The sequence below is a fragment of the Afipia sp. GW821-FHT04G03 genome, assembly GCF_059419985.1.
The window spans coordinates 609,138-634,918 of sequence record NZ_JBWKSV010000004.1 but is presented as its reverse complement, the minus strand read 5'-3'; the positions used below and the strand labels follow the sequence as shown (position 1 = coordinate 634,918).

The window sequence follows — 25,781 nt, the reverse complement described above, 5'->3', positions numbered from 1 at the left end:
TGGGGAACCGGTCGCTCAGGTGTCACAGGAGGCGGTTTACAAAGCCATTTTTCGCCTCCGGACCCGCCCCGGTAACCTTGCCTTAACCATGATTAGCGTTTGGTTATCTGGGCTAAAGTGACGCCGGCAGCCCTCGTTTTGACACGTTAGCAGGGGATTCAGGACCCGGCCTTGGGACAGGCCATCCCACGCGACACGAGACCGGAACGGGGCGATCGGCAGCGTTAGCGTTTTCGCTGCGGCGGCAGTTGCTCGACCGGTGACTGCGCCACGCAGCGTTCTGCGCGTGAATTTGGGACAATCGCCTTGAGAGGATACCGATCATGAATCCAGCAGACGTAGCGCAGTCGGCATTGCCGCTGGCCTCCGCTGACGTGTCGCTGATCTCGCTGTTCTGGCAGGCTCACTTCGTCGTCAAAACGGTGATGCTTGGTCTGCTGGCCTGCTCCGTGTGGGTCTGGGCCATCGCCATCGACAAGATGTTTCTCTACGCGCGCACCAAGAAGGCGATGGATCGCTTCGAACAGGCATTCTGGTCGGGCCAGTCCATCGATGAATTGTACCGCGCGCTTGCCGCCAAGCCGACGCAATCGATGGCGGCGCTGTTCGTGGCTGCGATGCGCGAGTGGAAACGTTCCTTCGAGAGCCAGTCGCGCTCCTTCGCCGGCCTTCAGATGCGGATCGACAAGGTGATGAGCGTGTCGATCGCCCGCGAGGTCGAGCGGCTGGATCGCAGGCTGCTGGTGCTGGCGACGGTCGGCTCCGCGAGCCCCTTTGTGGGCCTGTTCGGCACCGTCTGGGGCATCATGTCGAGCTTCCAGTCCATTGCCGCGTCCAAGAATACCTCGCTGGCGGTGGTGGCCCCGGGCATCGCGGAGGCGCTATTTGCCACCGCCATCGGCCTGATCGCCGCAATTCCGGCGACAATTTTCTACAATAAGTTCGTCTCGGAAGTGAACCGGCAGGCCCAGCGGCTTGAAGGTTTCGCCGACGAGTTCTCGGCGATCCTGTCGCGCCAGATCGATGAGCGCGCGTGAAGGTTGAATTTGTGAACGCCGATCGTTTCGGCTTGGGATACCCGATATGGGCATGAACGCGGGCGGTGGATCGGGCGGCGGGCGGCGGCAGCATCGCCGCGCCAACGTCATGGCCGAAATCAACGTCACCCCGATGGTCGACGTGATGCTCGTGCTGCTCATCATCTTCATGGTGTCGGCACCGATGCTCACTGTTGGCGTTCCGCTCGACCTGCCGCAGACGGCAGCCAAGAGCCTCGATCAGGACAAGGAGCCGCTGACGCTGTCGGTTCAGCTCACCGGCAAGGTGTTTCTGAACAACACCGAGATTCCGATGGACGAATTGGTGCCGAAACTGAAAGCCGTGACCGAGGCCCGTGGCGGCCTCGAGGAGCGGATCTTTGTTCGCGGCGACACAAAGGTGGATTACGGTACGGTGATGCGCGTGATGGGACGCCTGTCCGCTGCAGGCTTCAAGCGCGTGGCTCTGGTGACCGAGGTCGAGCAGGGAACCTGACGTGAAGATCGACAAGACAGTCGCAGCGTCTGTCGCGTTACATGCCCTGGTGATCGGCTGGGGCTTGGTGTCGTTCTCGACCAAGGCCTTCGAGTCGATGCCGGAGGATTCCGTTCCCGTCGATATCATTTCCGCCGAGCAGTTCGCCAAGGCGACGCAGGGGATGAAGACCGGCAAGAAGGAAAATCCGAAGCCGATGGTGGAGAAGGTCGCCGAGGCCAAGCCGCCGGTTGACGACCCTGTCGGCAAGATCGAGGACAAGAAGCCGCCGGTGGTCACGGAGGCGGCTCCGCCGCCAACACCGAAGCCCGAGGAAAAGCCGGTCGAGAAAAAACCCGACCCGCCGAAGCCGGTGGTTGAGAACAAGCCGAAGGAAGAACAGAAACCCGCAGAGAAGAAGCCGGATCTCGCAAAGGTCGATCCGATCGCGGAAGCGCTGAAGAAGGAGGAGGCCAAGAAGCCTCCGAAGCCGCAGCAGGTCAAGGCTGCGCCGCCTCAGCCGCAAAAGCAGAAGACCGAACGCACCTTCGATCAGTCGAAGATCGCGGCGCTGCTCGACAAGCGTGATCCGTCGCGCGAATCCATTACGGGCGCCGCGCTGAATTCGCAGGCCGCGCTCGGCACGGCGAAGGGCAGGGCTGCCGACAACTCAGCGACCTGGGGTGCGATGTTCCGCCAGCAGGTGGAGCGGTGCTGGAAGAAGCCCTATGGCGGTATCGAGGCGCAGAAGGTCGAAGCCGTCTTCACGATCAAGCTGAAGCGCGACGGTACGCTGGAAACCATGCCGGTGCCGCTGCCCGGCGGATCGAGCCCGTATTTCCGCGTCTATCAGGAGAGCGCGCAGCGCGCGATCATCGAGTGCCAGCCGTACAATCTGCCTGCGGCCTATTTCGACGAATGGAAATTCTTCGAGCCCGCTTTTACTGAAAAGTTTTCGTGACGGCATGATCCCGAAAAATGGAAACCGGTTTTCGGATCAGATCACGCCCATATCGCTAACGGCGACAAACGCCAGATTGAGTTTGGAATGAGCAAGCACGACTTAAACAAACAGGGTTTGACGCTTTCGCGCCGCCGGATGCTCTCGGGCGCGGCATCCACAGGGTTGCTGCTGGTGACACCGATGAGCAAGGCGCTGGCGCAGGCGCGCGTCACAGTTACCGAAGGCAACTTCCAGCCGATCCCGATTGCTATTCCAAACTTTGTGCCCGGCACGCAGGGCGACAACGAAGTCGCGGCCGGCATCGCGCAGGTCATCACCAACAATCTCAAGCGCAGCGGACTGTTCGCGCCGATCGATCAGGCTGCCTTTATCGAACGCATTTCCAACATCGACGTGCCGCCGCAGTTTGCGAGCTGGCGTCAGATCAATGCCCAAGCTCTTGTTACCGGCCGCGCCACGCGGCAGGGCGACGGCCGCCTCAAGGCCGAGTTTCGTCTCTGGGACGTGCCCGCCAGCCAGCAGCTCACCGGCCAGCAGTATTTCACGTCGCCGGAATCCTGGCGGCGCATTGCGCACATCATTTCCGATCAGATCTATGAGCGCCTCACCGGTGAAAAAGGTTACTTCGACAGCCGCGTGGTGTTCGTCGATGAGACCGGCTCCAAGGAGCGCCGCGTCAAGCGGCTCGCCATGATGGATCAGGATGGCGCCAATGTGCGCTATCTCACGCGCGGGGCCGACCTCGTGCTGACGCCGCGATTCTCGCCGTCCACGCAGGAAATCACCTACATGGAATTCGGCCAGGGCGACCCGCGCGTCTATCTCTTCAACGTCGAAACCGGCCAGCGCGAGATCGTCGGCAACTTCCCCGGCATGTCGTTCTCGCCGCGGTTCTCGCCTGACGGCCAGCGCATCATCATGAGCCTGCAGCAGGGCGGCAACTCGAACCTGTTCGTGATGGACCTGCGCTCGAAATCGACCACGCGCCTGACCGACACCCCGGCCATCGATACGTCGCCGTCCTACGCGCCCGACGGCGGAAGGATTTGTTTCGAGTCCGATCGCGGCGGCAAGCCGCAGATTTATGTGATGGGTGCCGGCGGCGGCGCGGCGCAGCGCATTTCCTTCGGCGAGGGGAGCTACTCCACGCCGGTCTGGTCGCCGCGCGGCGACTACATTGCGTTCACCAAGCAAGGCGGTGGCCAGTTCGCCATCGGCATCATGAAACCGGACGGCTCGGGCGAGCGCATCCTCACCTCCGGCTTCCACAATGAAGGGCCGACGTTCGCGCCGAACGGTCGCGTCGTGATGTTCTTCCGCGAGGCGGGCGGCGGCGGCGGACCGTCGCTTTACACGGTGGATATTTCCGGCCGCAACGAACAGAAGGTGCCGACGCCCGGTTTCGCATCCGATCCGGCGTGGTCGCCGCTGCTTTCGTAAACGAAAGGTTACCGCCCGCGCGGCTTTGCCCGGGCGCGCGGCAAGGCTTGCCTAGTCTGCTGAATTTGCGGGCAAATTGCCGCTCTGCCGCGATCGGGATAACGCATCGGTAACGATGTTCCCTCAGAAAGACTTCATCAGCGGCGGGTAATGCTGTGCATCCAAAGGATGTGCGCGCGCCGATGCAACTGGCTTACCGGAAAAAGCAGTCTGAAGAGACAACCGTCTCGCCGACAGTCTATGCGGCGTTGGTGGATTCGCTGTTTCAGAATCCCCTGCCGATGCTGGTCGGCGCCATCTGCATGGCCGTCGCTGCCATCCTGACCGCCGTGAAGACCGGCAATGTGTATGTCTGGCCCTGTGCGTTCCTGATCGTCGCCGTCGGTACATTCCGCGCCTACGACATGTACATGTACAAGCGTTTCGGCTCCAGCCTGTCGCACGACGACGCGATGCGTTGGGAAACGCGCTACCGGCACGGCGCTGTGATTTACGCCGCGGTGCTTGGCGTCTGGTGCTCGATCGTCCTGCTGGGAAGCGACGATCCGGTCGCGCACATGCTCTGCATCACCGTCACCACCGGCTATATCGCGGCTGGTTCCGGCCGCACCTACGGACGTCCGTGGATCTTCAATCTTCAAATTCTTCTGGCGTGCGGGCCGATGTCGGTGGCGGAAGTCCTGCGCGGCGATCCGTACTACATCGGGCTCGCGTTCCTGAATGGACTGTTCTTCATCGGGCTGAAGCGCATCACGCAAAGCCTCAAGCACATCTATGTCGAGGCGCTGGGCGCGAGCGAGCGGGAAGCCGCCATCGCCGCGCAGTTCGACACCGCGCTGAACAACATGCCGCACGGCCTCTGCATGTTCACGGCCGAAGGCCGTCTCGCTGTGATCAATTACCGCTTTACCGAAATGCTCCGTCTGTCGCGCGATCTGGTCCGACGGACCGTGGCCGTTCGGGACGTGGTTTCGGAAGCCGTCGCCGCCAGGACGCTTTCGCAGGCAAGCGCCGACGCCATTGTGGCCGAAATCGACGCCTCTCGCGCCGGCGAGATTGTTGCTCTTGATGCGGGTGCGCGCGGTGACCGGGCGTTGTGCTGGACATTCCAGCCGATGGCGGGCGGCGGCACAGTGGTGCTGGTTGAAGATATCACGGAGCGCCGCAATGCCGAGGCCAAGATCAGCCATATGGCGCGGGTCGATGAACTGACAGGACTGCCGAACCGCGTCAGTTTCCGCGACGAGATCGAGAAATTGCTCGCGGCCTCCCTTGGCGCGTCTTCGCTGTCGGCGCTGCTGTTTATCGACCTCGATCAGTTCAAACAGGTCAACGATACGCTCGGCCATCCGAGCGGCGACAAACTACTTTGCGCGGTTACTGCGCGGCTGCGGCGATTGCTGCGGCCGGAGGATTTCGTCGCACGTTTCGGCGGCGACGAGTTCGTGGTGTTCCAGCGCGGGATTCAATCCACCGAGGACGCCGCTTCGCTTGCCCGCCGGATCGTCGAGCGTCTCAGCGAGCGTTACGAGATCGATCATCATCTGGTCGAGATCGGCGCGAGCATCGGAATTGCGATGACGTCGCCCGACGTCAGTGTCGACGTGCTGCTGAAGAACGCCGACATGGCGCTGTATCGCGCCAAGGCTGACGGCCGCGGCACATTCTGCTTCTTCCGTGACGAGATGGCGCGCACGGTCGAAACGCGGCGCGTCCTTGAACTCGATTTGCGTCACGCGCTCGCCCATGAAGAGTTCGAGCTGCACTATCAGCCGCTCGTCAACCTGAAGTCAGGACGCATCTCGACCTGCGAAGCGCTGCTGCGCTGGAATCACCCGATCCGCGGGGCCGTTTCTCCGGCCGATATCATTCCGGTCGTGGAAGACATGGGTCTTGTGGTCGATCTCGGCCGCTGGATTTTGCGCAAGGCTTGCATGGAGTGCATGAAGTGGCCTGAAGCCGTCAGCGTTGCGGTCAATTTCTCGTCGCAGCAATTCCATCAGCGCGACGTCATGACCGAGGTTCGTTACGCGCTTGAGGTGTCCGGGCTTCCCGCGCACCGGCTGGAAATCGAAATCACCGAGTCGTCGCTGTTGCGTAACACCCAGTGGACGCTCGATGTTCTGATGCAATTGCGCGAAGCCGGGGTCCGCATCTCGCTCGACGATTTCGGCACCGGCTATTCAAGCCTCAGTTACCTGCACAATTTCCCGCTGCAGAAGGTGAAGATTGATCGCTCGTTCCTCGAGGACATCGGAAGCCAGCGGCCGCTGACGCTGCTGCGCGGCGTCGCACGTCTGAGCGCGGATCTCGGCATGTCCGTTGTGGTCGAAGGTATCGAGACCAACGAACAGCTTGAATTGATCAGCGCCGAGGGGACCGTCACCGAAGCGCAGGGTTATCTGTTCAGCCGTCCCGTTCCCGCCCCGCGCGTGCGCGAACTTCTCAAGGCGTCCCATGGATCGCCGACCAGTTCCGTCGTTCCGATCCGCCAGACGTCGCGCTGACCGGGCGTCCCATCTCTCAATCGTCCAGGTGCCGGGCATACGCGATCACGACAATGCGTTCTCGGGGTGGTTAAGGTTAACTCATGCAACGCTTTGCTCTCCTGTTAAGAAAGCATTAACCTCTTGCCAATGGCGCATGGCTTCAGCGCCGCCGGTCGGAGCAAAAAATGATCTCAGCCATTCAGACATCCGCCCGTGCATCCGAGAAGGGAAGTTACCCGCTCGATGCAGTCGATTACCGGCTTGCCGAAACCCCTGCCGATCGCGAGCGGATCTACCGGCTGCGCTACCGCGCCTATCTGCGCGAAGGGGCGATCGGCGCGCGCAGCGACCGGCGCGTCACGGACGAGTTCGACGAGTCCCCGAACTCCTGGATCTTCGGCATTTATCTCGACGGCGAACTGGCGAGTTCCATCCGCATCAGCGTCGCAACGCCGGATCATCCGACGTCGCCCTCCGTCAACGTCTTCCCGGACATCCTCGGTCCGGAACTGGCCAGCGGTAAAATCATCGTCGATCCGACGCGCTTCGTGGCGGACCCTTCGCGCGAGAAGCGGTATCCGGAATTGCCGTATTTAACGGTGCGGCTGGGCTACGTGGCGTGTGCCTATTTCAATGCGGACATCGGTCTTGCCACCGTGCGCGCGGAGCATCAGGCCTTTTATCGCCGCGTCTTTTTGCAGAAGCCGCTTTGCGAGCCGCGCATTTTCCCCGGACTGATCAAGCCCGTCGGGTTGATGGCGGCGGATTATCTCGCCGTGCGGGAACGGATTTTCGAACGCTATCCTTATTTCCGTTCGAGTTTCTTCGAGCGGCGGAAATTGTTCGAGCGCGACCAGGCGTCGGCTGAATCGGCATCGGTTCTTACCCTGCCGCAGTTTCCCTTCGCGCAGGCCACCATCGCTCCCCGGTCCTGAGGCAGGGCCGGCCCCGCGGTCAGCGGAAAATCCCTCGTTCATAAAGGGCTCCAGCCTCGCGCTGGGGCCCTTTTTGCTTGGCGCATTCACCGTCGCGCCATATTCATACCGCATTAACCATCGGCATCGGTTTTGCCCGATGTCGGGCATTTGACCGTCTCCGGCAACCCCTCATCAAGGTTGACGGAACGTTCGCTTAACCAAGCCCCTGTAGACCGGATGAAGTCTTTTAGTAACCAGAGCGTGGAGGCTCCGGAATGAAACATCAGATGCGTATCCTCCAGGGATTGAAGCTGGCCGCTGTTCTCGCTGTTGCGCTGTCGATGGGCGCGTGCGCCAACAAGACCGGCGTCGGCGGCGATGCCATGGCGAGCGCGGCGACCCCGGGCAGCCAGCAGGATTTCGTGGTGAACGTTGGTGATCGCGTGTTCTTCGAAAGCGATCAGACCGAACTGTCGCCGCAGGCGATCGCGACCCTCGACAAGCAGGCGCAGTGGCTGCAGCAGTACAATCGCTATGCCTTCACCATCGAAGGCCATGCCGACGAACGCGGCACCCGCGAATACAACATCGCGCTCGGCGCCAAGCGTGCGCAGTCGGTTCGCAGCTTCCTCGCGTCACGCGGCATCGATCCCGGCCGGATGCGCACCATCTCCTACGGCAAGGAACGCCCGGTCGCGGTGTGTAACGACATCTCGTGCTGGTCGCAGAACCGCCGTGCGGTGACCGTGCTGAACGCCAGTTCGTAAGGTAGTTCTCAAGGCATTTAAAACGGCGCCTCCGGGCGCCGTTTTTGTTTTCGGTGCGCGCGGGACATGATCCCGAAAAGCGGGGACCGGTTTTCAGAAAAGATCATGCCCGGACAACATCAGAGACTGTTTGCAGTCACATTTTTGGCGTAGTGAAACCGTCAGTGTAGGGTGCTTTGAAAAGCATTGGTCTTATTCTCGGCCGGGTCAAAATGTCATCCAGATTTCAAATTCTCGTCTGTGCGGTTCTCGCAACCGCTCCCGCATGGCTGTCTGTCAGTGCCGTCGCACAGCAGGACATCGATCCTGAAATGCGGATCGAGCGGCTGGAAAACCAGCTGCGGACGCTGACCGGCCAGAACGAGGAATTGCAGTATCGCAACCGCCAGCTCGAAGAACAGTTGCGGGCGATGCAAGGCGCGCAGCCTGCGCCAAATCAGGCCGCCGCACCTCGTGCGGCTGCGCCGAACATCGCGGTTGCGCCACCAGTTCAGCCCGATCCCGGCTATCGGCAGCCGCCCGCGCCGCAGCCCGGTGTCGGACAGGCGCCGCCGGTTATCGCGGCACCCGTTGCCAGCAGCGGTCGCCGCGGCGATGCGTTTGACCCGAGCCAGAATCCGAATGCACCGGGCGTGCCGCGCGCGCTCGGCGGAGGCCAGGCGCCGCTGGCGGAAGGTCCGATCGGCGCACCGGGCGGCCGTGACGCCGGCGAGCCGCTGGATCTGTCGAATGTCGGCAATTCACGCGATCCCAATCGTGCGCCGATGCAGCGTCCGGTGCAGCAGGCCCCGAACACGACGGCTTCGCTGACCACGTTGCCGCCGTCGGCGACCCCGCGCGACGAGTTCGATCTCGGCATCGGCTACATCCAGCGCAAGGATTACGCGCTCGCCGAAGAGACGATGCGAAACTTCGCGCAAAAGTATCCGAGCGATGCGCTGCTGCCGGATTCGCAGTACTGGCTCGGCGAAAGCCTTTACCAGCGGCAGAAGTACCGCGATGCGGCTGAAACCTTCCTGGGCGTCACCACGAAGTACGACACCTCCGCGAAGGCGCCGGATGCGTTGCTGCGGCTGGGTCAGTCGCTCGCGGCGCTGAAGGAGAAGGAGGCCGCCTGCGCGGCATTCGGCGAAGTCACGCGCAAATACCCGCGTGCGTCGAACGGGGTGAAGCAGGGCGTGTCCCGCGAGCAGAAGCGCGTCGGCTGCTGATATTGATCGGCGGAAGCCGGGCAAGATTTTCGCGGCCGATCCGGCTATGCTGACGCTGGACTTCCGGACGACATCATGCCCCAGCCCGAAGCAAAATCCGTCATCACTGTCGCCGAGGCGAAACGTCTGTTCGCCGACTGGAAAGCCGCGTCGGCAATCGTGCTTGCGGTGTCCGGCGGCCCGGACTCGCTGGCCCTGATGTGGCTCGCCGCCCGCTGGCGTGACGCGCTGAAGAAAGCGCCGCATCTTGTTGCGGTCACGGTCGATCATGGCCTGCGCAAGGAAGCTGCGCGTGAGGCACGCGCCGTCAAGCAGCTCGCCGCATCGCTCGGCGTTGAACATCGCACCGTGCGCTGGACTGGGGACAAGCCGAAAACCGGATTGCCGTCTGCCGCTCGGACCGCGCGCTACCGGCTGCTGGCCCGCGCCGCGCAGCGTCACGGAGCATCCCATATTTTCACGGCGCATACGCAGGACGATCAGGCGGAGACCGTGATCATGCGGTTGTCGCGCGGCAGCGGTCTTGCAGGGCTGGCAGCGATGGCCCGCCAATCGGATCGCGACGGCGTGGTTCTGGTGCGGCCGTTTCTCGATGTGCCGAAATCTCGGCTTGTCGCCACGCTCGAAAAAGCCGGCATCGCGTTCGCCGACGACCCCACCAATTACGACGCGCGTTTTACACGACCGCGTCTGCGCGCGCTGATGCCGGGGCTGGCGGCTGAAGGTGCCGATGCACGGGGCCTGGCGCGTCTCGCGACGCGTCTGGCCCGCGCCAACGCTGCGCTGGAAATCATGACGGATGGCGCGGAACGCTATCTCGCCAGTATCAACCATGCGTATTCGGGCGCGGCTTTCGATCTGGCGGCTTTCACCGCCCTGTCCGACGAAATCCGGATCCGCCTGTTGTTGCGCGCCGTCAACCGCGTCGGCCATGAAGGACCGGCCGAACTCGGCAAGGTGGAGGCGCTGTCACAAGCCCTGGATCTGGCCGCGAGGGAAAAGTCCGGGAATGGACGCATTCGGCTGAAGCAGACGCTCGCGGGGGCTGTCATCAGCATCCGGAACAACCGCATCCACATTGCGCCGGCGCCGCCACGGGGCCGGCGCAAGGCTGGATTGCTTTGATTGAGGCTGGATTGCCTTAACCACTGTCGAAATAGCTGGAAACAGTGCCCTTATTTCACCCGGAATGCCGGTAATATGCGTTAAATAGTCCTAGGCGCTTCCCTTGGCAGCAAGGGGGACCGCACCTAGATTGTATTGCAACCGCACGGAAAACCTGTTGTCGGCCCAAGGATATAAGGCCGCGATCGGTGCGGCCACGAAGGAAGCCCAATGAACGCCAACCTGCGCAATTTCGCCCTCTGGGTCATCATCGTCTTGTTGCTGTTGGCATTGTTCACGCTTTTCCAGAATCCGGGACAGCGGGCTGCCTCGCAGGATATTTCGTTCTCCCAGCTTTTGACCGAGGTTGACCAGAGCCGCGTCCGCGACGTGGTCATCCAGGGTCCGGACATCAACGGCACATTCACCAACGGTTCGACCTTCCACACCTATGCGCCGAACGATCCGACGCTGATCAAGCGCCTGTATGACGGCAAGGTGTCGATCACCGCCAAGCCGCCGGGTGACAATGTGCCGTGGTTCGTGTCGCTGCTGGTCTCATGGCTGCCGTTCATCGCGCTGATCGGCGTGTGGATTTTCCTGTCGCGCCAGATGCAGGGCGGCGCCGGCAAGGCGATGGGCTTCGGCAAATCGCGCGCCAAGATGCTGACGGAAGCCCACGGCCGCGTAACGTTCGAGGACGTCGCAGGCGTCGATGAAGCCAAGCAGGATTTGCAGGAAATCGTCGAGTTTCTCCGCGACCCCGGCAAGTTCCAGCGGCTCGGCGGACGCATTCCGCGCGGTGTGCTGCTCGTCGGCCCTCCGGGCACCGGTAAGACTTTGATCGCACGCGCCGTCGCGGGCGAAGCCAATGTGCCGTTCTTCACGATCTCGGGTTCGGACTTCGTCGAAATGTTCGTCGGCGTCGGCGCATCGCGTGTGCGCGACATGTTCGAGCAGGCCAAGAAGAACGCCCCTTGCATCATCTTCATCGACGAAATCGACGCGGTCGGCCGTCATCGTGGCGCTGGCCTCGGCGGCGGTAACGACGAGCGCGAACAGACCCTCAATCAGTTGCTGGTCGAGATGGATGGCTTCGAGGCCAATGAAGGCGTGATCCTCATTGCCGCGACCAACCGTCCCGACGTGCTCGATCCCGCGCTGCTGCGTCCGGGCCGCTTCGACCGTCAGGTCGTGGTGCCGAATCCGGATGTCGTCGGCCGCGAGCAGATCCTCAAGGTTCACGTCCGCAAGGTGCCGCTGGCACCGGATATCAACCTCAAGACCATTGCACGTGGTACGCCCGGCTTCTCCGGCGCGGACCTGATGAACCTCGTCAACGAGGCGGCGCTCACCGCCGCGCGCCGCAACAAGCGCATGGTGACGCAGTCCGAGTTCGAGGAAGCGAAGGACAAGGTGATGATGGGCGCGGAGCGCAAGTCGCTCGTCATGACCGAGGAAGAGAAGATGCTGACGGCCTATCACGAGGGCGGACACGCCATCGTCGGCCTCAACGTCGTCGCGACCGACCCGATCCACAAGGCGACCATTATTCCGCGCGGCCGTGCGCTGGGCATGGTCATGCAGTTGCCCGAGCGCGACAAGCTGTCGATGTCGCTCGAGCAGATGACTTCGCGTCTCGCCATCATGATGGGTGGGCGCGTCGCGGAAGAACTGATCTTCGGCAAGGAAAAGGTGACGTCGGGCGCATCGTCCGACATCGAGCAGGCGACACGGCTTGCGCGCATGATGGTGACGCGCTGGGGTCTGTCGGAAGAACTCGGCACCGTGTCCTATGGCGAGAACCAGGACGAGGTGTTCCTCGGCATGTCGGTGTCGCGCACCCAGAACGCATCGGAAGCCACGGTTCAGAAGATCGACACCGAGATCCGACGCTTTGTCGAAGAAGGCTACAAGGAAGCGACGCGAATCCTCACCGAGAAGCGCGCCGATCTCGAGACGCTCGCGAAGGGCCTGCTCGAATTCGAAACGCTGTCCGGTGATGAGATCACCGATCTGCTGGCCGGCAAGAAGCCGAACCGCGAGTCAGTTCTCGAGCCGACCGGTCCGCGCACTTCGGCGGTGCCGCCCGCCGGGAAGCCGCGCCCGCGTCCGGACGCCGGCCTGGAACCGCAGCCGCAGGCGTAACGCGCCAGACATCAATCGTTTGAAAAGGCCGGTTTTCGAACCGGCCTTTTCTTTTGAGCGTGCTGTGGTTTGCCGTCTGCTCCCCGCGATCCGCATGGGCGGACGCGTTTGACCCTTATTTGAACATGGGTCACAGCCGCGTCGCTTGACCGCCCGGCTTATTCGCCGCACCGATGAATCCTCCTGCGGATGAATCGATGACCACGGCCAATACGATGCCTGAGGCGCCCCAAGACCATTTTCACGCGCCAGCTTACTGGTCGTCGAAGGCCATCATGCCCGGCATCTACGCCATTGCGCCGATGCTGCCGGGCACGATCGCGTTCGGCATGGCGTTCGGAGCGCTGTGCGCGCAGAAGAACTTCACGCTCACCGAAGTGCAGGTGATGATGGCCTTCGTCTATGGCGGGCTGTCGCAGTTCGTCGCGGTCTCATCCTGGCCGGATACGCTGACGGTGTCGTCGATCGCGACGCTGGCGCTGCTGACCATCACCGTGAATATCCGTTTTTCGCTGATGAGCGCCAGCCTGCGTCCGTGGTTCGGCACGCTGCCGCCGTGGCAGTCCTATCCCTCGATGCTGCTGGTCACCGATGGCGGCTGGCTCGCCGCCACGCGTTATCGCAATCACGGCGGCGCGGACGCGTCCTTCTTCGTCGGCGGCGGCATTCTGCTCTATGTCCTTTGGTTTCTCTCGTCGGTGCCGGGATATTTGCTGGCCGGGCAGTTGAGCGACCCGAAAAAATACGGCGTCGATCTGGTGGTGCCCGCGTTCTACGCGGCGATGCTGGTGCCGGCCTGGAAAGGCCCGAGACGGGCGATCCCGTGGGTTGTGGCGGGCGTGGTGGCGCTCACGGTGCATTGGCTTGTGCCCGGCTGGTGGTTCATCATCAGCGGCGCGCTGTCGGGTGCGATCAGTGCCGGGCTGATGGACGATCCGGCCGATGACGCGCAAATCAAGCCGCATGGAGAGCGCGCATGAGCGATTTCCTGCGCTCCGATGTGATGATCGCACTGGCCGTCATGACGGTCGTGACGGTCGCCTCGCGCCTCGGCGGCTTCTGGCTGATGGGATACGTCAATGTCACGCCGCGCGTGCGGCGGATGCTCGACGCATTGCCGGGATCGATCATCGTCGCGGCATCGCTGCCGATCGCGGTCAATGGCGGCGCCGTCGTTCTGTTCGCCATTGGTGCCGCGGTCGCGATCACGATTATCCGGCGCAACGAGTTCGTTGCGGTCATCACAGGCATGGCGGTGGCTGCACTGGCGCGGGCGATGGGATTCAGCGGCTAGGCATGGTCCCGAAAAGTGGCAACCGGTTTTGGACAAGATCGTGCCTCGGCCAAAAAGGTTATGCTGCACTGCGAATTTAATTCCCGTTCTGCCGAATCGCTTGTCTTCGCTTTTGAACTGATGTTCACTTCTTTTTGGGAGACGAACGCCGTCAATGGTTTACAGGCGAACTCATCAGGTCGTGAAACGTCTTGCGGCACGCCGCAATGCGATCCTTTCCGCCGCACGCGACGCAGCTGCCGAAGGCGGGATGGCTGCGGTTCAGATCGCGCCGGTCGCCACCCGCGCCAATGTCGCGGCGGGCACCGTCTATCGCTATTTTCCGTCCAAAGCCGACCTGATTTCCGAACTGATCGCCGATGTGTCGCGCGCGGAATTGACGGCGATCCGCCGCGCCGCTGACGCTGCCCCCGGACCTTCGTCCGCGCTGGCTGCGGCTGTGACGACGATCGCCGTGCACGTGGTGTCGAATCGCAAGCTCGCCTGGGGCATCCTTGCCGAGCCGGTGGATGTCGATGTCACCGCATCGCGCCTTGCCAGCCGCCGCGAAATCTCCGCTGAAGTCGAAACGCGGATCGAGGCGGCGGTCAGGGCAGGGCACCTTCCGGCGCAGGACATCTCGCTTGCCGCAACTGCCCTGATCGGGGCGCTGCACGAATCGCTGGTTGGCCCGCTCGCCCCTGACGATATCGACGATCCGGTGAAGCTGCGCGATTCGGTGCAGGCGATCACCCTGTTCGCGTTGCGCGCCGTCGGCGTGCTCGATGCACGTGCCCGCGGTCTGGTGGTGCAGGCCGTGATGCCGGTGATGCCGGTTCGGCGGGAACTGGGTGCGCTGGTCGGATAGATCCACCTCTCGCGCGACCCGCTTTGGAACTATTCAAAACCGGCAAGCTGTGCTTGAACCATCGGAACAATATGCGTGACGCAAACACGCTGGAGATTGCCATGTCTATCATTATGCCTGAAGCGGATCGGGCAATCCTTGATCGCCGCGAGGAAATCGTCGCAGCTTTGCAAAAGATCGTGCCGGGTGAGGGCGTGATCTCCACGACCCGTGAGATGCAGCCCTACGAATCCGATGCGCTGACCGCCTATCGCCAGCCGCCGATGGTGGTGGTGCTGCCCGACACCACGGAACAGGTGTCCCAGGTTCTGAAATACTGCCACGACAACGGCATCAAGGTGGTGCCGCGCGGCTCCGGAACGTCGCTGTCGGGCGGATCGCTGCCGCTTGCGGACGGCGTGCTGCTGGGGCTGGGCAAGTTCAAGCGTGTGCGCGAAATCGACTTCGACAACCGCGTGGCGGTGGTCGAGCCCGGCGTGACCAATCTCGCCATCAGCCAGGCCGTGGCGCACAAGGGCTTCTACTACGCGCCCGATCCGTCGTCGCAGATCGCCTGCTCGATCGGCGGCAATGTCGCGGAGAATTCCGGCGGCGTGCACAGCCTGAAATACGGCATGACCACCAACAATGTGCTGGGCTGCGAATTCGTGCTGATCACCGGCGAAATCCTGCGCATCGGCGGCAAGGCGCCCGAGAACGACGGCTACGACGTGATGGGAGTCATCAACGGGTCGGAGGGCCTGCTCGGCGTCGTCACCGAAGTGACCGTGCGCATCCTGCAAAAGCCGGAGACCGCGCGCGCCCTGATGGTGGGTTTCGCGGAGATCGAAGCCGCCGGCCAGTGCGTCGCGAACATCATCGGCGCCGGCATCATTCCGGGCGGCATGGAGATGATGGACAAGAACGCCATCGTCGCCGCGGAAGCATTCGTGCACGCAGGCTACCCGCTCGACGTCGAGGCGCTGCTGATTATCGAACTCGACGGCCCGAAGGCGGAGGTCGACGAACTGATCGAGCGCGTGGAGAAAATCGCGCGCGCGTGCGGCTCGACCACGTTGCAGATCTCGAATTCCGAACAGGAGCGGCTGCTGTTCTGGTCTGGCCGCAAGGCGGCGTTCCCGGCGGTCGGGCGGCTCTCGCCGGATTATCTCTGCATGGACGGCACGATTCCGCGCGGCAAGCTGCCGGAAGCACTGGCCGGTATTCGCGATCTGTCGGAAAAATACGGCCTGCGCGTCGCGAATGTCTTCCATGCCGGCGACGGCAACCTTCATCCCCTCATTCTGTACGACGCCAATATCCCCGAGGAGATGGACAAGGCGGAAGCCTTCGGCTCGGACATCCTGCGGCTGTGCGTCAAGCTCGGCGGCGTGCTGACCGGTGAGCATGGCGTCGGCGTCGAGAAGCGCGACCTGATGCCCGAGATGTTCAGCGACATCGACTTGGCCCAACAGCAACGCCTCAAATGCGCGTTCGACACCCAAGGCCTGCTCAATCCGGGCAAGGTGTTTCCGACGCTGCATCGCTGTGCAGAACTGGGCCGCGTCCATGTCCACGGCGGCAAGCTCGCGTTTCCTGATATCCCGCGATTTTGAATGCGATCGCTTCCAGAGCAACCGCCGGGTGACCGGCAGGGATCATTTGATTTGCAACAGATAGAAAAACGGGCGGCGGCGTGGATACGTTGAAAGTGCGTGATGCGAAGGATGTGGAGCAGGCGGTCCGCGATGCGGTCGCCGCCGAGCAGCCGCTTGAAATTATCGGTCATGGCAGCAAGCGCGCGATCGGCCAGCCGATGGCCACCAATGCCGTGCTGGACGTCTCGGCATTGAACGCGATCACGTCCTATGAGCCGAACGAACTGATCATCACCGTGCAGCCCGGCGCGCCGATGGCGGATGTTCTGTCGCTGATCGATTCCAAGAACCAGCAATTCGCGTTCGATCCGATGGACACCTCGGTGCTGCTGGGAACTCCGCGCGGTGCCGGGACCGTCGGCGGCATGATCGCGGTGGGTCTGGCGGGTCCGCGGCGCATCAAGGCCGGCGGCGTGCGTGATCATCTGCTCGGCGCCCATGCCGTCTCGGGCTTTGGCGACTCCTTCAAGACCGGCGGCAAGGTGGTCAAGAACGTCACCGGCTACGACCTTTGCAAGCTGCTGGCGGGGTCGTGGGGCACCCTGTCGGTGATGACCGAGGTGACGCTCAAGGTGCTGCCCAAGGCGGAAACCGAGCGCACGCTGGTGCTGCGCGGCCTCGACGACGTCACGGCGAACCGGGCCATGACCGTCGCGCTGGGATCGCCATACGACGTGTCGGGCGTGGCGCATCTGCCGGCCTCGATCTTCCGGAGTGCGGACGGCACATTGTCCGGTCTGGGCGAGACCCGGCAGGCGGTGACGCTGGTCCGGCTGGAGGGGATCGGCGCCTCGGTTCCGCACCGCGCGGGATCGGTACGCGATGCGCTTGCGCCATTTGGCGCGGCGGACATGATCGAGGATGAAGCGTCCGGATCGGTCTGGACTTCCCTTCGCGATGTTACGCCGTTCGCGGCGGCCGGATCGCTGGGCGCCTGGCCGGTGTGGCGTATCGTCTGCCCGCCAGCCTCCGGTGGGGCATTCGGGCAGGCGCTGGCGCGCGAAACAGGCGGCGATGTGATCTACGATTGGGGCGGCGGGCTGATCTGGGCGGCGCTGCCGCCCGCACCGGACGCCCATGCGGTACTCCTGCGGGAGCGGCTGAAGGCGATCGGCGGCCACGCCACGTTGCTGCGCGCCAGCGATCAGGTGCGCAACGCGGTGGATGTGTTTCATCCGCAGGAGGCCGGCGTGGCGGCGCTGGGCCTGCGCGTCAAGGCGAGTTTCGACCCGCGCAATGTTCTCAACCGCGGCCGGATGGTGCGCTAAATGAAGACCGAATTTTCTCTCGCGCAGCTTGCCGATCCGGATATCCGCGAAGCCGACAAGATCCTGCGGGCCTGCGTGCATTGCGGGTTTTGCACGGCGACGTGCCCGACTTACGTCCTGCTCGGCGACGAACTGGATAGCCCGCGCGGCCGCATCTACCTCATCAAGGACATGCTCGAGAACGACCGGGCCCCGACGCAGGAGGTGGTCAAGCATATCGATCGCTGCCTCTCGTGCCTCGCCTGCATGACCACCTGCCCCTCGGGGGTGAACTACATGCACTTGGTCGATCAGGCGCGGGTGAAGGTCGAGGAGGAATATTCCAGGCCGCTTCCCGAGCGATTCCTGCGCGGCGTCCTCGCCTTCGTGCTGCCGCGTCCCGGCCTGTTTCGGGCAAGCATGATCGCGGCCCGGCTCGGCAAGCCGTTCGCGGCGTTGCTGCCGGCTTCCCCCAAAGGCCAGACCACGCCGACCTTCTTCGACCGGCTGCGCGCGATGCTCGCGCTTGCGCCGGCGCATTTACCTGCGGCCGGGCCAGCCGGTGGCACGGTATTTCCCGCCGAGGGTGAAAAGCGCGGCCGCGTGGCGGTGCTGCAAGGCTGCGCCCAGCAGGTGCTGTCGCCGGGTATCAATCAGGCCGCGATCCGGATGCTGACCCGCCATGGCATCGAGGTCGTGCTGGTGGCCGACGAACAGTGCTGCGGTTCGCTGACGCATCACATGGGCCACGACGGCGATGCGCTGAAGCGCGCGCGGGCGAATATCGAGGTGTGGACAAGGGAGGCCGACCAAAACGGCCTCGACGCCATCCTCGTAACCACGTCGGGATGCGGCACGACCATCAAGGATTATGGCTACATGTTGCGCGAGGATCGCGCCTATGCGGAGAAAGCCGCGCGAATATCGGCTCTCGCGCAGGACGTCACCGAATATCTCGGTGGTCTCGACATCGCGTGGCCACAAAGCAAAAACGATCTCGTCGTCGCGTATCACTCCGCATGTTCGTTGCAGCACGGACAGAAAATCACGCAGCTTCCGAAAGAATTGCTTTCCAAGAGCGGATTCGTGGTGAAAGATGTGCCGGAGAGTCATCTGTGTTGCGGTTCGGCGGGAACGTACAACATCCTCCAGCCCGACATTGCAAGGCGACTGCGCGAACGGAAGATCGCCAACATCGCTTCGACGACGCCGGACATCATCTCTGCCGGCAACATCGGTTGCATGGTGCAGATTGGCTCGGTGGAAAGTACCGACGGAACGTCAGTCCCTGTGGTGCACACGATTGAGCTGCTCGATTGGGCGACAGGCGGTCCTCGACCGGATTTATTGGCGGCATCGATGAAGGGCCCCCGCGTTGGGAGTGCTTGAACGCCGGTTTGAACGTGCGGCTGGCGAAACAGGAGGACCACAATGGCTAAAGCGAAGAAGAAGAAAGCTAAAAGCAAGAAGGCGAAGAAGGTAACCGCGGCGAAGAAGAAAACCGCGAAGAAATCTTCCAAGAGGTCTGCGAAGAAGTCCGCCAAAAAATCGGCGAAGAAGGCGGTCAAAAAGTCCGGCAAGAAGGCGAGCAAGAAGGCCGCCAAGAAGTCGGCAAAGAAATCTTCCGCCAAGAAGGCCACTCCCAAAAAGGCGGCTAAAAAGGCTGCACCCAAGAAGGCCGCTCCGAAGAAGAAGCGCGCTCCGAAGCCTGCTGCGGCGCCCGCGCCTGAATCCGCTGCGAGTTCAGCCGAGCCCAGCTGGTCCAGCCCGGCACCTGCTCCAGCTCCGGCCCCAAGCTGGTCGTCTGGTTTCGGCTCCGGCAGCGACGACAGCAACAATTGAGGTCCTAGGCCCGCCTCGGCGGGTACCGCAGGGCTTTTTGGCGCAGGATTTTGGGAGGCCGCAGCAATCGCTGCGGCCTTTCGCGTTTAGGCGCGCGCGTCCGGAGCTGGCGGGGTCCGGGCCGAACGGCGGCGGCGGCGAATCGGACGAGGGGGCGCGCAATTCCTGGCGTCCGGGTGTCTCGGTGGATGTTCAATTGCCAAGGGTTCGCAGGAATACCTGCTGCCGGCTTCAATTGAGGCCGAAATTTGTTGTCAGAATGCAACACTGCGGCAGAACATCTTTTGAAGCGGTTTAAACGCCTAAAAAGGCGGCAATTGCTTGGGTTTTTTGCTTTCCGAACATCCCTGTGCCCCGCAGATTGGGACCACGAGTTCACGCAGTCGATTACGCTTGTCATTCGGACCTTCGGCAATCGGACTGAATTTTAAACGATGATGGGGATCGTCATGAAGAAAGTAAGTTTGTCGATCGCAGCCGTTGCGGTTGCGATGGGTCTGGGTTCGGCGTCGGCCGCCGATCTCGGCAAGGTCTACAAGAAGGCGCCGCCGGTTGAAGTCGTGTCGCCTTGGGATATCGCGTTCGGCGCCGGCATCATGAGCAACTACCTGTTCCGCGGCGTCACGCAGTCGAACAACCAGCCGGCCGGTACCGCTTATTTCGAGCCGCGCTACAACATCAATCCAAACCTTCAGCTCTACGTCGGTACGGCCGCGACCAGCATTTCGTTCGCCAACCGCGCCGCTGCTGAAATCGACGTCTACGGCGGTATCCGCCCGACCTTCGGCCCCGTCGCCTTCGACTTCGGTGTGTTCGGTTACCTGTATCCAGGTGGAACCTGTACCGCTGGTATCCTGACCGTGGCCGCGGTTTGCCCGAACGAGGCAAATCCTGTGATCCTCGCCAACGGCAACGTCATGAAGAAGGACGTCTCCTTCTACGAAGTGTACGGCAAGGTGGCCTACACCTTTAACGACAACTTCTCGCTGGGCGGCAACGTGTTCTACTCGCCGAACTTCCTGAACACCGGCGCTGACGGCACCTACGCGTCGATCACCGGTAAGATCACCGCACCGGGCACGCTGTTCGGCACCAGCGGCATCGGCGCTTACGTGTCGGGTGAATTCGGCCGCCAGTGGCTGGGCACCTCTGATGCCTTCTATGGCACCGGCATCGTCGGCGACCCGTTCCAGTTCGGCATCAAGTATGCTGACTACAACACCTGGAACATCGGCGTGGGCTTCACCTACAAGGTGTTCACCCTCGACCTGCGTTACTCGGGCACCGATCTCAGCAAGGGTGATTGCAACGCCTTCACCAGCGACTTCAATGCCGGTCAGCAGAACAACGCGACCCCGATCAATCCGGGTGGCATCGGCTCCAAGTGGTGCGGCGACACGTTCATCGCCAAGCTCTCGGCCGACGCAACGCTCAGCGGCCTGAAGTAAGAGCCTTCATCTGAAAGCTTCAGGGGCGGCAGAGAAATCTGCCGCCCCTTTTGTTTGTCGAATGCCGTGACGGTGAATTCCTGTGAGCAGAAGCCGGCGTCAGTCATCGGAATTTTTGGACGAGGCCGGAAAGCGCAACGTGAAAGCCGGCGCCATCGCCGGTCTCGGCGCCGCGCTGGCGATCGGTGGGATGGAGTGGCTGTCGGCCACGATGAATTATCCGCTTGCCGTTATTCCGTTCGCGACCTCGATCGTGCTTGTCATCGGCTCACCCGATGCGCCGCCAGCGCAGCCGCGCGCCCTGATCGGCGGTCATCTGGTGGCGACGCTGGTGGGGCTGATGGTGCTTCATGCCGCAGGCCCGCAGGCGTGGGCGGCCGCCGCAGCGGTGGGGCTGGCGGTCCTTGCGATGTTCGTCACCCGGACGTTTCATCCGCCGGCGGGGATCAACCCGCTGCTGGTGGTGTCAGCCAATCTGCCATGGACCTTCGTGGTCGCGCCGGTTTTCGCCGGCGCGCTGCTGCTGACCGCATTTGCCTTCGTCTGGCACCGCTGGGTCCGGCGGCAGCCATGGCCGGAGCACTGGCTGTAGCGGCTTGTGTTGCTTTCGCCCGCGCGATTGTTACGCCACCGTCGCTGGCTTCTCTTCGTCGCTCAGCGTGAATCGGTCTCCGTCCCGAACCAGCGACACCCGGCGCTGATGGAATGCATCGAGCGTGCTGCGGTGTCCGATCGAGACGACGGTGGTGTCCGGCAGTTTTTCCTCGATCAGGCGATAGAGCAGGGTCTCCGACGGCTCGTCGAGCGAGGCCGTTGCCTCGTCGAGGAAGAGATACTGTGGCGCGTGCAACAGCGCCCGCGCGAGGCCGAGCCGCTGCTGCTCGCCGAGCGACAGCGTTCTGTTCCAATGGCCTTCCTCGGCCAGCCGCGACGCCAGCGCCGGCAATCCGACGAGTTTCAGCACTTCCTCGAGCCTTGCCGTATCGAACGTGTTCTCCTTCGCGGGATAGGTGATCGCGGACGCCAGCGGGCCCACCGGGAAGTAGGGACGCTGCGGCAGCATCATCAGCGATGCGCCTTTCGGAATCGAAATCGCGCCCTTGCCGAATGGCCAGATGCCGGCGATGGCACGAAACAGCGTCGACTTGCCTGAACCGGATGGGCCGGTGACGAGCGTGCGCTCGCCTTTTCGCAACGTGAATCCCGAGGTCTGGATCAGCGGTTTGCCGTTCGGCAACGCGAGCAGCAGATCGCCGAGGCCGATCACGGAAGCGCCGGGTGTGGCGACCGTCTGGATCGAGGCGGGGTTTGCCGCCAGCGTCTTGGCCGCGCCGATTCCGGTCTCGAAGCCGTCGAGGCGCGCGATCACCGCCTGCCATTCGGCGAGCGTGCGATAGGTCGAAATAAAGAAGGACAACGCGCCCTGCACACTGCCGAAGGCGGAGGCGGTCTGCATCATGCCGCCGAGCTGCATCTTGTTGGCGAAGTAGGCGGGCGCGACAAGGATATAAGGAAAGATCACCGAGGCCTGCGAATAGCTCGCGGTAAAGGCCGTCACCTTCTTGGTGCGGTTCATGATGCCGATCCAGTTCTCGACCACGAATCCGAAGCGCGTCAGCAGGCGTTGACGCTCGGCGCTGTCGCCGTCCAGCAGGGCGATCTGTTCGGAGTTCTCACGGACGCGCACGAGGTTGAAGCGAAAATCCGCCTCGTATTTCTGCTGCCGGAAGTCCAGCCCGACCAGCGGATGGCCGATCAGGTGCGTCAGCCAAGTGCCGAGCGCGGCATAGATCAGCGCGCCCCAGACCATATATCCCGGGATGTCGATGTCCCGTCCGAACAGATGCAGCGGTGCGGCGCTCGACAGCGTCCAGAGGATGACGATGAACGACCCCAGCGTCACCACGGCGTTGAGCAGGCCGACCCCGATGTTCAGCGTGCGGTCGACGAACAGCTTGACGTCATCGGTCATGCGCTGGTCGGGGTTGTCCGCGGCGTCGCCCTGGAGCTGCATCCGGTAGTGATTGGCGTGATTGAGCCACTCGCCGAGATAACGTTCGGTCATCCATTTGCGCCAGCGGATCTGCAGCCACTGATTGAGATAGAGCTGATAGACCGCGATCGCGATGAAGATCGTCACGATGATCGTGAAGTAGAGAATTTCGGAGACGAAGTTGTCCCAGTTGCGTTCCTGCAGCGCGTTGTAGAAGCGGTTGTTCCAGGAGTTCAGCAAGACATTGATGGCCACCGTCGCAAGTTCGATGACAATGACCGCGGCGAGCAGGGCCAGGCCCGCCCATTTGTCTTCGGAACGGAAATAGGGTGCGGCAATCCTCCACACGGTTTTGAGCGTCGCGCCGATACCATTCACAGAATTCTTCTCCTTGGATGGGCAGCAAGGCCCTGAAAAATATCAGAAATTCTCAATTTTTAGACTAAAGTCGCAAAGAGCTGACCCTGCGGCATCTTGTCCATGGTGCGACATTCACTCTAGCATGGCGCCGACGGCGAAGGCTGGGGGCCGTTCATTTAGCGGCATTGTGAGCGTTTTGGGGCTCGGGTCTGCGCTCACGATTTTCATCACACGCTTGTGCTCTCCAGCATGCAGACGCGTTGACCAACCACGCTGGTCGGCCGTTCGAACAATGACGTGGGGAGGAAACTGCAATGTGGAATCAAATTTATAATCCGCTGGGGAACGCTGCGCTGTCGACGATAGCAGCCGCCATCCCCGTTGTGACACTGCTGGTGCTGATCGCCAGCGGCAAGGTCAAGGCTCACATCGCCGCGATCATCGCTCTGATCGTCGCCAACATCATCACGATTTTTGTCTTTACCATGCCTGCCGGCATGTCGATCCGTGCGTCGCTGCTCGGCGTCGTGGTCGGATTCTTCCCGATCGGCTGGATCGTGCTCAACGTCATTTTCCTCTACCGCATCACGGTCGAGACCGGACGGTTCGAGCTGCTGCAACGTGCGATCGGCGGCGTCACCACCGACCGCCGTCTCCAGTTGCTGCTGATCGCGTTTTCGTTCGGCGCGTTCTTCGAAGGCGCGTCGGGCTTCGGCACGCCGGTCGCGATTACCGGTGCGGTCCTGATCGGTCTCGGCTTCTCGCCGCTTGCGGCGTCCGGCCTGTCGCTGATCGCCAACACCGCGCCGGTCGCCTACGGCGCACTCGGCACCCCGATCCAGGGCCTCGCGTCCGTCACCGGCTTCGATCCCTACGTTCTTGGTGCGATGGTCGGACGGCAACTGCCGTTCTTCTCGCTGCTGGTGCCGTTCTGGGTGATCTGGGCGTTCGCCGGATGGCGCGGCATGATGCAGGTGTGGCCGGCGATTCTGGTCACCGCTGTTTCGTTCGCGATTCCCCAGTTCGTGATCTCGAACTACATCAATCCCTGGATCGTCGATATCGGTGCATCGCTGATCTCGATGGGGGCGCTGATCCTGTTCCTGAAGGTCTGGCAGCCGAAGGAGCTGTGGCTGTCGCCAGTGCTGCGCGGCAAGGACGAATCGTCGGCGACGATGAAGGCGAACAAGCCGCTCGATACCACACCGCTGACGCAGGGCCAGCTCTGGAGCGCGATGCTGCCATGGATCATCGTCTGTATCGTGATGCTGATCTGGGGTAACGGGTCGTTCAAGACCTGGGCGAACTCGATCTTCACCTGGAACTACCCGGTTCCCGAACTGCACAACCTGATCAACAAGGTGCCGCCGGTGGCCGCGAAGCCGACGCCGGAAGGCGCCGTGTTCTCGTTCACGTATCTGTCATTCACCGGAACGGGCATGCTGATCGCGGCGATCATCTCCGGCTTCCTGATGGGCTTCTCGCCCGCCAGGCTGATTGGAGAGTATGGCCGCACCATCAAGGTCTGCGCGATCTCGCTGATCACGATTTCGGCGATGCTTGCGATCGGCACATTGACGCGCCTGTCGGGCGTCGATGCGACGCTCGGTCTCGCCTTCGCCGCGACCGGCGTGCTGTATCCGTTCTTCGGCACGTTGCTCGGCTGGTTGGGCGTTGCGCTGACGGGGTCCGACACGGCATCGAACGTGCTGTTCGGCAACCTGCAGAAGATCACATCGGAACAGCTCGGCATTTCGCCGATCCTGATGGCGGCGGCGAACTCGTCCGGCGGCGTCATGGGCAAGATGATCGACGCCCAGTCGATCGTCGTGGCTTCGACCGCCACCAACTGGTACGGCCACGAAGGCACGATCCTTCGCTACGTGTTCTGGCACTCGATCGTGCTGGCATGTCTCGTCGGCTTCCTCGTGATGCTGCAAGCCTACGTCTATCCGTTCACTGCGATGGTACTGAAGTAACCCATCGCTGTTACGGCTCTCTACAAATCCCCGCGGCGCAAGCTGCGGGGATTTTCATTTGGCTTTTCTGTCAGTCATGCGCGCGCAATTTGGGCAGCGCACGCACTGGAAAACAACTCTGCGAGCGTCTAGAACCTGCGCGAAATCGAAATCCGGGGTCTTCAGTCATGACGATTTTGCGACACGCTGTATTCGGGCTTGCCGTCGCGGCGGGTGTGATCGGGCTTGCGCCGGCAAACGCCGCCAGCGAGTTTCCGTTCGGCGCTGAAATGACTCTGGACGTTGCGCCGCAGCCGGGATCGAAGAAAATTCCGACGCTCGAAATTGGCGACAAGGGTGAGGCCGTGCTCGATTTGTGGTGCAAGTCCGGCAAGGGCCAGTTCTCGGTAGCCAACGACACCGTCATCTTCGTGCCGGGTGTGCTGGAAGATCGCGGCTGCTCGCCTGCGCGTGCGCAAGCGGACGACGCGCTGGTTGCTACCTTGAGCGAAGCGGCGACCTGGAAGCGGCAGGGCGATTTCGTGTCGTTCGTCGGTGCAAAGACGTTGCGGTTCCGGCTGAACACGAACTGAGCGGCGGGTT

At 62.5% G+C, this 25,781-nt stretch carries 22 protein-coding genes; 21 read left to right on the top strand and 1 reads right to left on the bottom strand.

Features of this window, described 5'->3' with window-relative positions; genetic code table 11:
* Positions 1-323: 323 nt before the first annotated feature.
* From tolQ to AC07UB_RS21105, 19 genes are all read left to right on the top strand, one after another.
* Positions 324-1,037: a protein TolQ gene (tolQ, locus tag AC07UB_RS21195; protein WP_492791823.1), complete on the top strand. Its 714-nt coding sequence runs from the start codon at positions 324-326 to the stop codon at positions 1,035-1,037.
* Positions 1,038-1,083: 46 nt separating this feature from the next.
* The gene (gene tolR / locus AC07UB_RS21190) at positions 1,084-1,533 is read left to right on the top strand and encodes a protein TolR (RefSeq protein ID WP_494653715.1); all 450 of its coding nucleotides are present in this window, start codon (positions 1,084-1,086) and stop codon (positions 1,531-1,533) included.
* 1 nt (position 1,534) lies between these two features.
* Positions 1,535-2,473 (top strand): cell envelope integrity protein TolA, encoded by a 939-nt coding sequence (gene tolA, locus AC07UB_RS21185; RefSeq protein ID WP_492791825.1) that lies wholly within the window; start codon positions 1,535-1,537, stop codon positions 2,471-2,473.
* 87 nt (positions 2,474-2,560) lie between these two features.
* A complete protein-coding gene (gene tolB, locus AC07UB_RS21180) occupies positions 2,561-3,916 on the top strand; it encodes a Tol-Pal system beta propeller repeat protein TolB (RefSeq protein WP_492791826.1) in 1,356 nt (451 codons plus the stop codon).
* A 182-nt stretch (positions 3,917-4,098) separates the two neighbouring features.
* Positions 4,099-6,423, top strand: a complete 2,325-nt coding sequence (locus AC07UB_RS21175) for a putative bifunctional diguanylate cyclase/phosphodiesterase (protein WP_492791827.1) — start codon at positions 4,099-4,101, stop codon at positions 6,421-6,423.
* 167 nt (positions 6,424-6,590) lie between these two features.
* Positions 6,591-7,340 (top strand): N-acyl amino acid synthase FeeM domain-containing protein, encoded by a 750-nt coding sequence (locus AC07UB_RS21170; RefSeq protein ID WP_492791828.1) that lies wholly within the window; start codon positions 6,591-6,593, stop codon positions 7,338-7,340.
* A 257-nt stretch (positions 7,341-7,597) separates the two neighbouring features.
* A complete protein-coding gene (pal, locus tag AC07UB_RS21165) occupies positions 7,598-8,089 on the top strand; it encodes a peptidoglycan-associated lipoprotein Pal (RefSeq protein WP_492791829.1) in 492 nt (163 codons plus the stop codon).
* A gap of 212 nt (positions 8,090-8,301) precedes the next feature.
* The gene (gene ybgF, locus AC07UB_RS21160; RefSeq protein WP_494653718.1) at positions 8,302-9,300 is read left to right on the top strand and encodes a tol-pal system protein YbgF; all 999 of its coding nucleotides are present in this window, start codon (positions 8,302-8,304) and stop codon (positions 9,298-9,300) included.
* Between the two features lie 75 nt (positions 9,301-9,375).
* Positions 9,376-10,425 carry a tRNA lysidine(34) synthetase TilS gene (tilS, locus tag AC07UB_RS21155; protein ID WP_492791831.1) on the top strand — a complete coding sequence of 350 codons (1,050 nt, stop codon included), beginning with the start codon at positions 9,376-9,378 and terminating at the stop codon, positions 10,423-10,425.
* Between the two features lie 210 nt (positions 10,426-10,635).
* On the top strand, positions 10,636-12,552 hold the full coding sequence (ftsH, locus tag AC07UB_RS21150; protein ID WP_492791832.1) for an ATP-dependent zinc metalloprotease FtsH: 1,917 nt from the start codon (positions 10,636-10,638) through the stop codon (positions 12,550-12,552).
* A 197-nt stretch (positions 12,553-12,749) separates the two neighbouring features.
* On the top strand, positions 12,750-13,532 hold the full coding sequence (locus AC07UB_RS21145) for an AzlC family ABC transporter permease (RefSeq protein WP_492791833.1): 783 nt from the start codon (positions 12,750-12,752) through the stop codon (positions 13,530-13,532).
* Positions 13,529-13,846 (top strand): AzlD family protein, encoded by a 318-nt coding sequence (locus AC07UB_RS21140; protein WP_492791834.1) that lies wholly within the window; start codon positions 13,529-13,531, stop codon positions 13,844-13,846. The genes AC07UB_RS21145 and AC07UB_RS21140 overlap by 4 nt, the downstream gene beginning before the upstream one ends.
* 154 nt (positions 13,847-14,000) lie before the next feature.
* On the top strand, positions 14,001-14,693 hold the full coding sequence (locus AC07UB_RS21135; protein ID WP_492791835.1) for a TetR/AcrR family transcriptional regulator: 693 nt from the start codon (positions 14,001-14,003) through the stop codon (positions 14,691-14,693).
* Positions 14,694-14,794: 101 nt separating this feature from the next.
* On the top strand, positions 14,795-16,288 hold the full coding sequence (locus AC07UB_RS21130; RefSeq protein WP_492791836.1) for an FAD-linked oxidase C-terminal domain-containing protein: 1,494 nt from the start codon (positions 14,795-14,797) through the stop codon (positions 16,286-16,288).
* Between the two features lie 80 nt (positions 16,289-16,368).
* Positions 16,369-17,598: an FAD-binding protein gene (locus AC07UB_RS21125; protein ID WP_492791837.1), complete on the top strand. Its 1,230-nt coding sequence runs from the start codon at positions 16,369-16,371 to the stop codon at positions 17,596-17,598.
* Positions 17,599-18,966 (top strand): glycolate oxidase subunit GlcF, encoded by a 1,368-nt coding sequence (glcF, locus tag AC07UB_RS21120; RefSeq protein ID WP_492791838.1) that lies wholly within the window; start codon positions 17,599-17,601, stop codon positions 18,964-18,966.
* 42 nt (positions 18,967-19,008) lie between these two features.
* Entirely contained in the window at positions 19,009-19,419 is a 411-nt protein-coding gene (locus AC07UB_RS21115; RefSeq protein ID WP_492791839.1) for a histone, read from the top strand.
* A gap of 449 nt (positions 19,420-19,868) precedes the next feature.
* Positions 19,869-20,867 carry a TorF family putative porin gene (locus AC07UB_RS21110; protein ID WP_492791840.1) on the top strand — a complete coding sequence of 333 codons (999 nt, stop codon included), beginning with the start codon at positions 19,869-19,871 and terminating at the stop codon, positions 20,865-20,867.
* A gap of 139 nt (positions 20,868-21,006) precedes the next feature.
* Positions 21,007-21,459 carry an HPP family protein gene (locus tag AC07UB_RS21105; RefSeq protein WP_492791841.1) on the top strand — a complete coding sequence of 151 codons (453 nt, stop codon included), beginning with the start codon at positions 21,007-21,009 and terminating at the stop codon, positions 21,457-21,459.
* A 30-nt stretch (positions 21,460-21,489) separates the two neighbouring features.
* Here the strand turns inward: AC07UB_RS21105 and AC07UB_RS21100 are convergent, their stop codons facing one another.
* Positions 21,490-23,238, bottom strand: a complete 1,749-nt coding sequence (locus AC07UB_RS21100; protein WP_492791842.1) for an ABC transporter ATP-binding protein/permease — start codon at positions 23,236-23,238, stop codon at positions 21,490-21,492.
* A 296-nt stretch (positions 23,239-23,534) separates the two neighbouring features.
* On the opposite strand from AC07UB_RS21100, the gene AC07UB_RS21095 reads away from it, so the two are divergent.
* The gene (locus AC07UB_RS21095; protein ID WP_494653723.1) at positions 23,535-25,199 is read left to right on the top strand and encodes an L-lactate permease; all 1,665 of its coding nucleotides are present in this window, start codon (positions 23,535-23,537) and stop codon (positions 25,197-25,199) included.
* Between the two features lie 167 nt (positions 25,200-25,366).
* On the top strand, positions 25,367-25,771 hold the full coding sequence (locus AC07UB_RS21090; RefSeq protein WP_494653725.1) for an META domain-containing protein: 405 nt from the start codon (positions 25,367-25,369) through the stop codon (positions 25,769-25,771).
* The last annotated feature ends 10 nt before the right edge of the window (positions 25,772-25,781 follow it).